The 14,149-nt window shown below is 54.0% G+C and carries 7 protein-coding genes and 2 tRNA genes; 6 read left to right on the top strand and 3 right to left on the bottom strand.

Annotated elements, in window-relative coordinates; genetic code table 11:
• Positions 1–112 precede the first annotated feature (112 nt).
• Positions 113–631 carry a prolyl-tRNA synthetase associated domain-containing protein gene (locus tag CSC3H3_RS18155; protein WP_101285743.1) on the bottom strand — a complete coding sequence of 173 codons (519 nt, stop codon included), beginning with the start codon at positions 629–631 and terminating at the stop codon, positions 113–115.
• Between the two features lie 220 nt (positions 632–851).
• Here CSC3H3_RS18155 and CSC3H3_RS18150 point away from each other — a divergent pair.
• The 3 genes from CSC3H3_RS18150 to CSC3H3_RS18140 all read left to right on the top strand — a co-directional run bounded on the left by CSC3H3_RS18150 (position 852) and on the right by CSC3H3_RS18140 (position 3,607).
• A tRNA-Gly gene (locus CSC3H3_RS18150) sits at positions 852–926 on the top strand.
• A 32-nt stretch (positions 927–958) separates the two neighbouring features.
• Positions 959–1,033 (top strand) — tRNA-Gly (locus tag CSC3H3_RS18145).
• Positions 1,034–1,468: 435 nt separating this feature from the next.
• Entirely contained in the window at positions 1,469–3,607 is a 2,139-nt protein-coding gene (locus CSC3H3_RS18140) for a putative bifunctional diguanylate cyclase/phosphodiesterase (RefSeq protein WP_245881178.1), read from the top strand.
• A gap of 358 nt (positions 3,608–3,965) precedes the next feature.
• On the opposite strand, the gene CSC3H3_RS18135 is transcribed toward CSC3H3_RS18140, so the two are convergent.
• Positions 3,966–4,796 (bottom strand): oxidoreductase, encoded by an 831-nt coding sequence (locus tag CSC3H3_RS18135; RefSeq protein WP_101285741.1) that lies wholly within the window; start codon positions 4,794–4,796, stop codon positions 3,966–3,968.
• 381 nt (positions 4,797–5,177) lie between these two features.
• Entirely contained in the window at positions 5,178–5,936 is a 759-nt protein-coding gene (gene fabI, locus CSC3H3_RS18125) for an enoyl-ACP reductase FabI (protein WP_101269039.1), read from the bottom strand.
• Positions 5,937–6,312: 376 nt separating this feature from the next.
• Here fabI and CSC3H3_RS18120 point away from each other — a divergent pair, with 376 nt between their 5' ends.
• The 3 genes from CSC3H3_RS18120 (at position 6,313) to CSC3H3_RS18110 (ending at position 13,902) form a co-directional block, all read left to right on the top strand.
• Positions 6,313–11,148, top strand: a complete 4,836-nt coding sequence (locus CSC3H3_RS18120; RefSeq protein WP_101285739.1) for an NAD-glutamate dehydrogenase — start codon at positions 6,313–6,315, stop codon at positions 11,146–11,148.
• Positions 11,149–11,363: 215 nt separating this feature from the next.
• Positions 11,364–12,257 carry a zinc metalloprotease HtpX gene (gene htpX, locus CSC3H3_RS18115; protein WP_101285738.1) on the top strand — a complete coding sequence of 298 codons (894 nt, stop codon included), beginning with the start codon at positions 11,364–11,366 and terminating at the stop codon, positions 12,255–12,257.
• A gap of 145 nt (positions 12,258–12,402) precedes the next feature.
• Positions 12,403–13,902: a hypothetical protein gene (locus CSC3H3_RS18110; RefSeq protein WP_101285737.1), complete on the top strand. Its 1,500-nt coding sequence runs from the start codon at positions 12,403–12,405 to the stop codon at positions 13,900–13,902.
• The last annotated feature ends 247 nt before the right edge of the window (positions 13,903–14,149 follow it).

The raw sequence follows: 14,149 nt of genomic DNA, 5'->3' as shown, positions 1-14,149 counted from the left end.
TCTTATCCGTAAGGACAAGAGGGTGCGATTTAGATTACATCTTTGCAATATGGCGAAGTAGCGCGTGCAACCCCTGCAATCTGGGTTAAACGAACGCGAATGCAACTGTTTTTCAGTCGCTTTGCGCAATTTCGTCTTCAAGATTGAGCATTTGTGGCGCATAGCCCAGCGAGGTTACAAATTTGAGCAGGCCGGCCGGGGAAATTGCGGTGGTGCGGTCATTGCGCAGCGGGTGAAAATTCAACAGCGTATCTTCGCTGGCAAAAAAGGCCTCATCAAAGGCAACCTTCACCTGTTTTGATGTATCATTGATCAGCGCAAAGGGTGTGACCGAACCCGGAACAACACCCAGAACCTTAAGCAGCAAATCGGCATTGCCAAATGACAGGCGGTTACAGCCCAGCTTCTTGTGCAGGTGATTAAGACGGATGGCACGGTCTTCTTCGGCAACAACCAGCCAAAGTTCGCCTTTTTTATCTTTCAGGAACAGGTTCTTGCTGTGCATACCCGGAAGATCGCCACGCAGTGACTGCGATTCTTCGACGGTGAAAAGCGGTGCATGCTCGACCGTGCTGACGTCGATTCCCAATTTTTCCAGATAATCAAACAACGGGGTAGATGGATCGTCCATATTATTTCCGTTATGGTTGGGGTGTTGAAATTTATTTGGCGGGCACAATAGCATAAAAATTTCGGGTGGCAGCCCGGATGACGCAAAAAACCGATAAAAAACGCTGGAAATCCGCCATTTTTCACGATGTTACATTTTCATCAAAAAAGGTGTTGCAATCACTCGTTCTTGGGCTATTATCCGCGCCGCTCCCCAAGGGGAACACACAAGACTGATGAATGCGGGCGTAGCTCAGGGGTAGAGCATAACCTTGCCAAGGTTAGGGTCGTGAGTTCGAATCTCATCGCCCGCTCCATCGGTTCTGTTAAATACCGCTTTCATTATGATGCGGGCGTAGCTCAGGGGTAGAGCATAACCTTGCCAAGGTTAGGGTCGTGAGTTCGAATCTCATCGCCCGCTCCATAATGAAAGTTCACAAAGGTCGTCCTTCGGGGCGACCTTTTGTTTTGGTGCCTTTTGACGTTTTGGCATCTTTAATCGGGTTATTTTCATAACCATATAAATTTTCCTGCAATTCGGGGTGCTGCACACACGGGAAAGACGCTGTCTTTCGATGTTGTTGGGCGCGGCAATTTCGATGCACCTATCCATTGGGATGTGCAGGGCAGGGGATATGTGCCTGTTTTATCAGTAATTTTCACAATCCTATCCGATTGTATATTTTATTTGACCGTTTTGTGGTAATTTCTGTTTCGCAATTGAATGTTCCAGCCCGAATTTCGCATTTTGCCCCGCCAACCAAGGAAGCCCGTCATTTCCAGCCGAACTTTTTTACTTACACGGACCCTTCCGGCGGTACTTCTGGTTCTGATTATCGGAATTGCCGGATTCTTTCTGGTGTATTGGGCAACCAGCGAAGCCGACCGGGTCGCAACCGCGCGCCAGCTTTACCTGCTTGACCAGTCGCAAAGCGAAACACGCCGCCTGATCCCCTATGAACAGGAAAGCACGACGGTCTGGGATGAGTCGGTTGTGGCGGCCCGGGCCTGGGATACGGCCTGGCTGAACAATAATCTTGGGTCGTGGATGCATGATTATTACGGATTCGCCGATCTTTACGTGCTGGATCCCCGTGATATTCCCGTCCTTGTCTTTCGCGAGCAAAGCGGGCTTGAAGCCCATATTGACCCGGCATTCGAGGCGATTTTGTATCCCATGGTCGATCGCCTGCGCCAGCGTATGCGCGATGGCGAAGAGCCGGCAGACCCCAAAAGCAATACATTGGGCGAAATCGCCCTGGATATGGTCGATGGTCACCCATCCATCATCAGCGTCAAACCCATCGTATCGGATACCGGCAAGATCCGGCAAAAAGCGGGCAGCGAGTTTTTGCATGTCGCGGTTCAGCGGCTTGATGCCCCGGAATATCTAAGCGATCTGGAACGTAAATACCTGTTCGAGCATTTGCGGTTTTCGTCGGTCAATGATGCGGTTGGGGCAGAAAACACCTATCCGATGATCACAAGTGATGGCCGCACGATTGGCTATTTTGTCTGGCAGCCCTATCGGCCCGGTTCCACCGTGATGGCCTATATCTCGCCGATGCTGGTGGTGCTGAGCGTTGGTTTGGTGATGATTGTGTTTGGCTTCATGACGCTGATGCATCGCCGCCTGAGCAGCCAGTACGCGACCGAAGCCAAAATGCGCCATATGGTGATGCATGACTCGCTTACCGGCCTGCCAAACCGCGTGCATTTTAACCAGCGGGTAGATGAGGAACTGGAACAGCTTGATCCGGCAGGGAAATCCGGGATCGCACTTCTGTTTCTTGATTTAAATGGCTTCAAGCAGGTCAACGATTCGTTTGGTCATACCCTGGGCGATAAGCTGATTTATGAATTTGGCCGTCGCCTGACGTCGCTTTCGCGGGAACGCGATGCGGTTGCCCGTGTCGGGGGCGATGAATTTACCCTGATGCTGACCGGTATTCGCCAGCGCGAGGATGTAGAGCGTTTTTGCCGCCGCCTGATCGAACTGGCGCGCATGCCCTTTAATATTGAGGGGCAGCAGCTTTTTGTTGGTTTAAGTGTCGGTTATGCCTTTGCGCCTGAACATGGCTGTGATCGCAACGAATTGCTGCGCAAGGCCGATGTTGCCCTTTACCACGCCAAAATGAATGGCCGGAACGATTTTGCCGGTTTTGATGTGGAAATGGACGTGTTGCTGCGTAATCGCCGCCGCGTTGAAACCGATTTGCGCGAAGCCCTGGTGTCGCTGGATCAGTTCCGTGTGCATTACCAGCCTGTCTATAATGCAGTTGACGGTGTCCTGACCGGGTTTGAAGCCCTTATGCGCTGGCAGCATCCGGCGCGCGGCTGGGTATCGCCCGAATTTTTCATTCCTGTGGCCGAGGAATCCGGCCTGATTCGCGATATTGGCCAATATGTGCTGCAAACCGCGTGCGAGGCGGCCCTGAAATGGCCGGAACAATCCATTGCTGTCAATGTTTCCATCATTGAATTGCAGGATGTGGATTATGTGAAAAAGCTGGCTGCCGTTCTGTCGGCAACCGGGTTGGCACCTGAACGGCTGGAACTGGAAGTAACCGAAACGGCCGTTGTTACGGCAGGTACCTGCGAAGAAAACCTGAAAGCCATTCGGAAAATGGGCGTGAAGGTTGCGCTGGATGATTTTGGCACCGGCTTTTCATCGCTGGGCCGCCTGACCCAGATTGATGTGGACCGTATCAAGATCGATAAAACCTTCATTCATGGTTTTGATCAGTCTGACAGTGACAAGGCAATGGTTCGGGCCATTGTCGAACTGGCCCGTGCCACCCGCCTTGCCACCACGGCAGAAGGGGTTGAAAACGTCGCACAGGTGGAATTCCTGCAGGCGATTGGCTGTGATGCGCTACAGGGTTTTTATTTCTCGCCTGCTGTTCCGGCCGATAAGGTACCCGAATTGCTGGCAGCAAAGCCGGCCCTTCCGAGCCCGGCGGCAAGGGAATCGGTCAATCGGATACTGGGCCGTTAAGCTGTCTGAATGTGTTAAAGCCCTTTGCCCTTAATCTGGTTCATTTTGTTTCATTTCGGCGTGTCTTCTGGCAAGGCACATCACGCAGCGCGATGTGGTGCATCGTGCAAGTGATGTAACACAGTCAGAAGCCGCCGAAATGAAACCCTTCGGGCCGCTGTCATTTGTCGCCCTGCTACGTCGAAATCCTTGGCCGTAAAACCATTACGCCCTGCGGACTTCTCCTTGCCGGGCAACAAATGGCAGCGGCAAAATGAGCCAGATTAAGGGCAAAGGGCTTTAGTTAACGCGTGAAGCGATGATTTGCCGGGGATTGCTGCTGTAATGACAATGGTCGCAAGGTTGATTTAGTCTGTAATCAGTAATTTGTTGATGTTGAAAGATCGCGCCATTGGTCAAGTTCATGTTGATGGTTGGCGATTTTGGCGGACATGATTTCAACCGCATCCGGCCCGACCGGAAAATGCAGCGGCGGTTCTTCGTCATTCGATAGCCGCACCAGGGTTTGTGCAAGCTTGCGCGGGTCACCGGGCTGCTGGCGGTTATAGGCGCCATAGGTGGTTTGCAGGTTCAGGGCGGCATCCTGATAATCCTCGATCCGGCTTTCGACATAGCGAACGGACGAGGGATCAAGAAAATCGGTACGGAAAAAGCCCGGTTCGACAATGGTTACGCGAATCCCGAAAGGTGCGACTTCCTTGGCAAGTGATTCCGAAAAGCCGGCAATGGCGTGTTTGCTGGCGCAATATAGCGACCCACCGGCTCCACCACGCAGACCCGCCACTGATGACAGATTGAAAATCAGGCCGGAGCGCTGACGCCGCATGGTGGGCAGAATGGCGCGCGTGACATTCATGGCACCAAATACATTGGTGTCGAATTGTGACCGCACATCTTCGCTGCACGAATCCTCAAACAGGCCGAAATGGCCGTAACCGGCATTATTGACCAGAACATCAATTTTGCTGAATTTCGCCGATGCCGCATAAACCGCGCTTTTGGCGTGGCTTTCATCGGTAACATCCAGGGTCAGGGCCAGAAGACGGTCGCCAGCCGACATGAATTTGCGTGCCAGATTTTCGCGGTTACGTGCCGTACCAATAACGCGGTGGCCGGCATCAAGTGCAGCCTGGGTAATTTCGGCGCCAAGGCCACGGCCGGCACCTGTAATAAACCATGTTTTGGGCATTGATTGCTCCGTCTGGTCGCGTTTGTAATAATTGTAAATTACCCGATCATGTGTGCGGTGCGGTATACCGATCCGCGCAAAGGATTGCCTGATCCTGCAGAAGTTGGGCTATTATGTGGCCAATGACCGTTTAAAAGGCCTGTTGCGTTGCATGATAATCGACATCGCGCGCGCAAATGCCCCTTCTGGCATTTGGCCCGCAATGCACCCTTGGGCATAAAACAAGGCATAAAAAATGCCAGCAGGCTGGTTATAAGCCTGCTGGCGTGTTCATCAGGTGACCACGGATCGGGCACCATTATTTTTTCTGGGTTAATCTGGCAAATCGCCTGTTAGCGGGCATGCATGCGTTGCATTTTCGCATCAGGCGGGGCACCGCGATCAGCCCATAATGTGATAGCCACCATCAATATGAATGACGTCGCCGGTAATGGCGCTGGAACGTTCGCTGGCCAGGAACGATGCCAGATCACCAATTTCATCAATGGTGACCAGGCGATGTTCGGGGGAGCGGGTGCGTGCCTGGGACATCAGGTTGTCAAATTCGGCAATGCCCGATGCCGCACGGGTCAGAAGCGGGCCTGGTGAAATGGCATGAACGCGAATGTTTTTCGGGCCAAGTTCGGCTGCCATATACCGCGTTGCCGATTCCAGGGCTGCCTTGACCGGCCCCATGATACCGTAATGGTCGATCACGCGTTCCGACCCCATATAGCTGACGGTCAAAAGGGCACCGCCGTCGCGCATCAGGGGTTCGGCACGTTTTGCCATGCGCTGGAAGGAATGGCAGGAAATATCCATGGCGGTCAGAAAGCCTTCACGCGAACAGTCCGTCACGCGGCCATGCAGGTCATCGGCCGGGGCAAAGGCGATGCAATGCAGAACAAAATCCAGCTTGCCCCATTTTTTTTCGATTTCGTCAAACAGGGCATCGGCTTGGCTTTCATCACATACATCAAGCGGGGCAATGATCGATGCGCCGACTTCTTCGGCCAGCGGGCGCACATATTTTTCAGCTTTCTGGTTCAGATAGGTGACGGCCAGTTCGGCCCCATCGCGTTGAAATGCCTTCGCGCAGCCATAGGCGATCGATTTGTCATTGGCGATGCCAATCACCAGTCCTTTTTTTCCAGCCAGCATCTTTTACCCCTTTTCGGTTTCTACTTTCGCTGCAATTGCGAAAGTTTCTAAAAAGATTGTGCCAGATTAAAGTCTAAATCGGTTTGCGCTGCAGCAAACGCCAAATTTAAATGACAATAATTTTTTACCTATGCGCTGGGCACATACCCGAACCGATTGAAAAATCAATTTTTTTGCATTCCAGACGTAGTTTTTGGGCACCTGATAAGCTATGTGTAAGTCTGGATGAAGGCGGCGTTTTCGTGTGTTTTTCTTTCCCACTTTGGCGCCGCCGGAGTCCCAATGCAAAAGCGATAATCCGAGGTGTTTGGTACCGGTCGCAAAGGCCGGTGCAGGCAGTTCTGGCAAACAGGACTGACAAAAAGGGAAATACGACATGAAAGCCCGAACCGACGACCCGAAACGGGAAGTCATTGACAAAGTTGTCGAGCAAATTCACCTGCGACTGGCAGGCGATGTGGCGAAGGATGCAGAAGCATTCGTTCGCCTTTTTTATAAGAATGTCCCACCTGACGATATGGCGGGCCGTTCTGTGGATACGCTTTATGGCGCTGCCCTGACGCTTTTCAAATTCGCACAGAAGCGCCCGGGCGACAAATCAGCCAAGATCCGGGTTTATAACCCCGATCTCGAGGAACATGGCTGGAAGTCCGATCACACCGTGATCGAGATTATCAATACCGACATGCCATTTCTGGTGGATTCGGTAACCTCGGCGCTGAACGAATTCGATGCCACCGTCCATCTGGTGATCCATCCGATTATTCGAATCGCGCGAGATGACAATAACGTATTACAGTCTGTCAGCAGTGTAGACGATTCGGATGCGCCGCGTGAATCGGTCATGCATGTTGAAATCGACGAACAGACAGACGAAAACACCCTTCAGGCCATCCATGATCGCCTTGAAGATGTCCTGACCGATGTTGCCCTTGCGGTGCAGGACTGGCAGCCAATGATGTCGCGGGTAAAGGATGTCCTTACCCAGATTGAACAGGCGCCCGAAGGAATTTCCGAAGATGCCGTTCAGGAAACCCGTGATTTCCTTGAATGGCTTTATGACGACCACTTCACCATGCTGGGTTACCGCGAATACAAATTCAGCGGTGAAGGCAAAAAAGCCAAGGTTGAAGTCAATACTGACAGCCAGCTTGGTATTTTGCGCCGTGAAGGTACGCATATTTTTGATGAACTGCGCCAGTTGGGCAAACTCTCGCCCGAGGTGCAGGATTTCGTCACCAAGCCGAACCTTCTGATGGTGACCAAAGCCAACAAACAGTCCACCGTTCACCGGGCTGTTCACCTTGATACCGTTGTCGTCAAACAGTTTGACGAAACCGGCAAGGTGATTGGCCAGCATCTGTTTGTCGGCCTGTTTACCTCGGTTGCCTATAACCTCAGCCCGAAGCTGATTCCGCTGTTGCGCATGAAGCTGGAAGAAACCGTCAAACTTGCGGGCTTTCCGCCCAACAGCCATGACGGCAAGGCGCTGGTCAATATCCTGGAAACCTTCCCGCGTGATGAACTGTTCCAGATCGAACTGGACGACCTTTATCACATCTGCATGGGCATTCTGCATTTGCAGGAACGCCAGCGTATTGCATTGTTTGTGCGCCGGGATGCGTTTGAACGGTTTGTATCCTGCCAGATTTTCTGCCCGCGCGACCGTTTCACCACCAAATTGCGCATGAATTTCCAGCGCGTGGTGGAAGAAGCCTTTAACGGCAAGGTTTCCGCCCATTATACCCAGATCGGCGATTCACCGCTGGCGCGTTTGCATGTGCTGGTGAAAACCACGCCCGGCGAACTGCCTGAATATGATGTTCAGGACATTGAAAAACGCCTGGTCGAAGTCGCCCGCGACTGGAACGACACCATGCGCCAGGTGCTGGTGCGTGAAATGGGCGAGGAAAAGGGCCTTGGCCTTTATCGCCGGTATGGCGATTCCTTTGCTACCGACTATCAGGACCGTTTTTCGGTTGATACCGCGGTTCTTGATATCGAACGTTTTGAAGAAGTGCTGAAATCGAACGATTTGCGGGTCAACCTGTATCGACCGATTGAAGCGGCCGAAAACGAACTGCGCTTTAAAATCTATAACCCTGCTGCCCCGGTTCCACTGTCCGATGTGTTGCCGATGCTGGAAAATATGGGTTTGAAGGTGATCACGGAAAACCCGTTTGCCATAACCCCGCGGGATGGCACGGTGGGTGTTCGCATTCATGATTTTGGCGTTACCGTTGACGGCGAATTCGTGCTTCATGAAGTGCGCAACAAGTTCCAGGAACTGTTTGTACGCATGTGGCATGGCGAAGTTGAAAACGACGCCTTTAACCGCCTTGTGCTGCTTGGTGGCCTTGACTGGCGCGAAGTTGTTGTGTTGCGGACCTATGCCCGTTACATGCGCCAGACCGGTTCGGCCTTCTCGCAGGATTATCTGGCAAAGACGCTGGCCAATAACGCTGCACTGGCGACTTCGCTGGTGGAACTGTTTATTGCCCGCTTTGACCCGGACCGCGACATTGGCCTGGAGGCCGAAATTACCGCGATCGAAAGCGACATTCTTGCGCGCCTTGATGATGTGATGAACCCGGATGAAGACCGCATTTTGCGGGCTTTCCTCAATCTGGTGCAATCAAGCCTTCGGACCAACTATTTCCAGGTTGGCGAAGATGGCAATCCCAAGCCGTATCTGTCGATCAAGTTCAATTCCGCCGAGGTCGAAGACCTGCCCCTGCCGCGCCCCTGGCGCGAGGTGTTTGTCTATTCTCCGCGTGTTGAAGCCGTGCATTTGCGCGGTGGCCCTGTTGCCCGTGGTGGTATTCGCTGGTCCGACCGCCAGGAAGATTTCCGTACCGAAATCCTTGGCTTGGTAAAGGCGCAGATGGTCAAGAACGCGGTGATCGTGCCGGTTGGCTCGAAGGGCGGCTTTGTCGTTAAACGGCCGCCGGTTGATGCATCGCGCGAAGCGTTCCTTGAAGAAGGCATCGAATGCTACAAAACCCTGATGCGCGGCCTGCTTGATATTACCGACAATATCGTTGCCGGTGCCGTGGTTGCCCCGGAACGGGTCCGTCGCCTTGATGACGATGACCCCTATCTGGTGGTGGCTGCCGACAAGGGCACGGCGACATTTTCCGATATCGCCAATGGTGTTGCCCGTGATTATGGTTTCTGGCTGGACGATGCGTTTGCATCGGGCGGATCGCAGGGCTATGACCACAAGAAAATGGGCATTACCGCACGCGGTGCATGGGAATCGGTCAAACGGCATTTCCGCGAAATCGGCAAGGATATCCAGCAGGAACCCTTTAGCGTTGTCGGTGTTGGCGACATGTCGGGTGATGTTTTTGGCAATGGTATGTTGCTGTCCGAACAGATCCGTCTGATCGGTGCCTTCAACCATATGCACATTTTTGTCGATCCTGACCCGGACCCTGCAACCAGCTTTGCCGAACGCAAACGCCTGTTTGAAATGCCGCGTTCGACCTGGGCTGATTACAACGAAAAGCTTCTGTCAAAGGGCGGCGCCATTTTTGACCGCCGCGCCAAAAGCCTTGACCCGTCACCGGAAGTCCGCAAGGTGCTTGGCCTGGGCAGTGACAAAGTCACCCCGGCAGACATGATGAAAGCCATCCTGAAAGCCAAGGTCGAACTGCTGTGGTTTGGTGGTATTGGCACCTATATCAAGGCTGGCAGCGAAACCAATGCCGATGCGGGGGACCGTGCCAATGATGCCATTCGCATCAATGGTGGCGATGTGCAGGCAAAGGTGATTGGCGAAGGCGCAAACCTTGGCTGTACCCAGCGCGGTCGTATTGAATATGCCCGTTCAGATGGCCGTCTGAATACTGATGCCATCGATAATGCCGGCGGGGTGAACTGCTCTGACCATGAGGTCAATATCAAGATCCTGCTGGGCGAAGTCGTTGCCAATGGGGACATGACGGAAAAGCAGCGTAACAAGCTGCTTGAAGACATGACCGAAGAGGTCGGCGAACTGGTTCAGCGCGACAATTATGTGCAAAGCCAGGCCATTTCCAACATCTTTGCCGGTGGTGGTGATGCGCTTGATGCGCAGGTTCGTCTGATCCGTATGCTGGAGCGTGAAGGCCGCCTTAATCGGGAAATCGAATTTTTGCCCGATGAAGAGGAAATCACCCGCCGCTTTAACGCCCATGAAGGTCTGACCCGGCCGGAAATTTCGGTGCTGATGCCATATGCCAAATTGTGGCTGTATGACGAGGTTCTGAATTCCGACCTGCCCGATGACCCGATCCTGGTCGAAGAACTGGTGCGCTATTTCCCGACCGCCTTGCGCAAGAAATATGCCGATGCGGTATCGAACCATCGTCTGCGGCGCGAAATCATCGCAACGGTGGGCATTAACAGCCTGGTGAACCGTGTTGGTGGCACTTTTGTCCATGACATGATGGAAGCTACCGGTTTCTCGGCGGTTGATGTATCGCGCGGTTATCTGATTTCGCGGGCCGTTTTTGGCCTTCGTGAAATCTGGGCGGGGATCGAAACCCTGGACAATGTCGTTGCTGCCCAGGTGCAGACCGAAATGTTCAAGGATGTCGGTCGTATGGTCGAGGATGTGACCCTCTGGTTCCTGCGCAATTGCGAGGAACTGAATGTCGGGTCCAAGATCGAACGGTTCCGTCCGCAGGTGATGCGGGTGATTGAAGCGTTTGACGAAATCATCCCCGGTGATGCCGCCATTCGCAACAGCCTGAAACAACGGGTTGATCACCTGAAAAAGCAGGGTGTGCCCGAAGATCTGGCAAAACGCGTTGCCGCCATGCCGCAAATGGTTGCCGTTTGTGACATCGTGCGCATTGCCGAAGCATCCGAACGCGATGTTCTCGATGTCGGGGCGACCTATTTTGCCGTTGGTTCGCGCTTCCAGCTTGGCATTCTGCGCACGGCTGCCGACAAGGTTGAAGCCGAAACCCATTGGCAGAAACTGGCCCGCAATGCCGCGATTGATGACCTGTTTGGCCATCAGCGTGAACTGACCCGTGTGGTTCTGTCCGAAGACGGCAAAGGTGCCATTGGTGCCGATGCGGTTGAACAATGGGTGGCAAATCATCAGCGGGGCACACAGCGTTGTGACCAGTTGATCGACGAGCTGCGTGCCGTTGGCCAGATCGACCTTGCCATGATCACGGTTGCCAACCGGCAGATCCGCAGCCTGATAGGCGGCTAAGCCACAGGCACGGCATTTTATCGATGTGTACGACGGGGGCGGGCGACCGCCCCTGTTTTTTTGCCCGCTTTAAAAGTGTTTTGGGCACAAAAGCGGCGGTTTTCGGGTTTCGCCGGGGATTTGCGACCTAAGTCACATTCCGTTTTGCGGTGGCTTGTGCAGATTTTGAAATAACCTATCTTCTGGTCGATAAGCCTGAATGGAGGAAGACCAGAATGAATTATGTGCGGACCGGAATGCTGCTGGCGGGGATTACCGCGCTTTTTGGCGTGGTCGGCATGATGATTGGCGGCCAGCAGGGCATGATCATTGCGCTGCTATTTGCCGGCGGCATGAATATCTTTGCCTATTGGAATTCTGACAGCATGGTGCTGCGGATGCGCCGTGCCCGGCAGGTGGATGAAAATACCGCCCCGGAACTGGTGGGGATTGTTCGCCAGCTGGCGCACCGGGCTGATCTGCCAATGCCCAAGGTTTATATTATCGACAATCCCCAGCCCAATGCCTTTGCCACCGGGCGTAACCCCGAAAATGCCGCCGTTGCGGCCACCACCGGGCTGCTGCAATTGTTAAATGCCAATGAAATTGCCGGGGTCATGGCCCACGAACTGGCGCATGTCAAAAACCGCGATACCCTGACCATGACGATCACGGCAACCCTGGCAGGGGCGATTTCGGCCCTGGCGAACTTTGCCATGTTTGCCGGTATTTTTGGTGGTCACCGTGAAAACAACAATAACCCGCTGGGTGGGTTTGGCATGATCTTGGTCGCCCTGCTTGCGCCGATGGCAGCAGGTTTGGTGCAAATGGCCATTTCGCGTACCCGTGAATATGAAGCCGACCGAATCGGTGCGGAAATTTGCGATCATCCCCTGTGGCTGGCCGATGCGCTGGCGCGGCTCGACCATGGCGTGCACAGTGTGCCCAACCCCGATGCCGAACGTAACCCGGCAACGGCGCATATGTATATTGCCAACCCGTTATCGGGCAAAGGCATGGACAGTCTTTTTGCCACCCATCCATCCATGGAAAACCGGATTGCGAAATTGCGGGAAATGGCAGGCGCGACCAAAAATTCAACCCGAAGCCGCAAGCGCCCCTGGGGTTGAAAGTATCACGGTTGATTCCTATTCTTTCGTATGGCTCAATTATGCTCTGCCAATAATTGACGGTTGAGTTTTTGCATCTGATGATACCGTTGGATGATGCGGTTTTCATTGCATGTCAATGTCTTGCCAAAAGGGAATGGGGAGAATGGCCGGCTTCTGGTCGACACTGGGTTTGGTGTTCCGGGCGGTGTTCGGGATGGTACAGGGCGAGTCTGTACCTAATCCACTGGCAGCATATACGAAACGAAATGGCGGAAACGGGCAGGGCATTTGCGGCCTTGCCGATTTCGGCGCGGAAGGACTCGACCTTGGTGCCAGCATCAAGTCCAGCCTGTCGGGTTTTTCCGGCTATGATTTTGTGGCTGTTTCCCAGCATATCTCGATCAGCAGTGACACCGTTGACCCGTTCCACGCCGTAAGGGACGCCCAGAACTGGGCCTGGAATGCGGCCCTGCGGCAAAACTGCACATCGCTTGTCTGGGGGGCGGTGACGGGCGACCAGAAACATCTGTCACTTTGGTTTGCCAGCAAACAGAACAGCTTTTCCCCCCATGAACTGTTTTTGGCGCAGAAATACAGCTTTACCCTGCCACTGGCCGAAGATTTTGCCGAAGCCCTGAAACTGCTGCTGCTGGCCGAAAGCCTGCGCCGGGCCGATGATGCCGCCACGCGCAATGAAATTTCCGCACGTATGGCCAAATCCCTGGAAGGGCAGCAGGACCGGGTTCGTAATTACGACTTCGTTCAGGAATGCGGTGATGGCACCAGCCTGGCCTTTGCCACGGCCTGCCTTGCCTTGGCGGAAAATGGTGATCGTAGCTGGTGCCAGCTTGGGGCAGAGGCCCTGGAACCCCTTGTTGCCGAAAGCCTGGGCTTTGACGCCGATATGGACCGTGATGCCCTGGCATTGCGCATTTCGCTGGCGGGTACGTCCGGGGTGGAACAACTGCGATCCGAACATGTCGCGGTGTTGGCGCTTTACGGGCATTTGTTGAACTGGGCGGCATTGGGCAGTTCGGCCAGCCGGGTTTCCATGATGGCGGTCGAGGTTTGGCGTATCCTGTTTCACCGTTTTGAATATGCGGCGGGGGCGGCGGTAACCAAGGCAATCTGCCAGATGCGCCTTGGCGAGGCCTGCTGTGCCCATGCCCGCGAATCCCAGAATGCCGACCTTGCGGCAGAGGCGGTAAACCATTTACGCCGCGCACTTGGCGCAAGTGATGCCAAAAACCACCCGGTATTATATGGGCTGATTGCCTATCACCTGGGCGATTCCCTGATTGCCCATGGCGAACTGGCAAAAACCGGCGTTCAGTTTGAAAGCATCATTCCGTTCTTTCAGGCAACGCTTAAGGTCTGTTCCCGGCGCGAAAACCAGTATTTGTGGGGCAGGGCGATGTTTGCCCTGGCGACAGTGCAGGCGATGCAGGGCCGGGAAAACAGCGATGTCAGCATTTTGCGTACAGCAAAAATGAACTTCATCCAGGCACAGCAAAACCTTGAGGAAGCCGGTGCCCGCTCTGCCGCGCGCACGGCCCTTGGCGGGCAAATGCGTGTTGAAGCGGCAATGACGGAAATCAGCGCGGGTGAAGATGGCAGCGATGGCGCTGTCGATGCCCAGCGGTCTGCTAAGGCCACCAGCTAGCTTACCTGCATTTATCTGCTTACTGGCTTTCAGGGCCGTCAGAAGGGCCTTGTGGGCTTTCGCCTGAGCAGGAGGAGGGCATGGAGGTATCCCCAGCCTTTGGGCGCAGTCCGCAGACGTTACCGGCCCTATCACGTCAAAGCGGTTCGTTTGTCAGAAAACAAAACACCCCGCAGCCAGTGGCGCGGGGTGTTTGTGTTTCATCATCGGGGTGGGGCACAGTTACCTGTGGTTGGCCAATCCCGGA

The sequence above is a fragment of the Thalassospira marina genome (assembly GCF_002844375.1).
In the GTDB taxonomy this organism is placed as follows: domain Bacteria; phylum Pseudomonadota; class Alphaproteobacteria; order Rhodospirillales; family Thalassospiraceae; genus Thalassospira; species Thalassospira marina.
The sequence above is the reverse complement of the archived record's forward strand: the minus strand, read 5'-3'. Positions and strand labels throughout refer to the sequence as shown.

Excerpts from the sequence above, each read along its gene's own strand:
- CSC3H3_RS18155 (WP_101285743.1), bottom strand. The coding sequence starts at position 631 with ATGGACGATCCATCTACCCCGTTGTTTGATTATCTGGAAAAATTGGGA.
- CSC3H3_RS18135 (WP_101285741.1), bottom strand. The coding sequence starts at position 4,796 with ATGCCCAAAACATGGTTTATTACAGGTGCCGGCCGTGGCCTTGGCGCC.
- fabI (WP_101269039.1), bottom strand. The coding sequence starts at position 5,936 with ATGCTGGCTGGAAAAAAAGGACTGGTGATTGGCATCGCCAATGACAAA.
- CSC3H3_RS18120 (WP_101285739.1), top strand. The coding sequence starts at position 6,313 with ATGAAAGCCCGAACCGACGACCCGAAACGGGAAGTCATTGACAAAGTT.
- htpX (WP_101285738.1), top strand. The coding sequence starts at position 11,364 with ATGAATTATGTGCGGACCGGAATGCTGCTGGCGGGGATTACCGCGCTT.
- CSC3H3_RS18110 (WP_101285737.1), top strand. The coding sequence starts at position 12,403 with ATGGCCGGCTTCTGGTCGACACTGGGTTTGGTGTTCCGGGCGGTGTTC.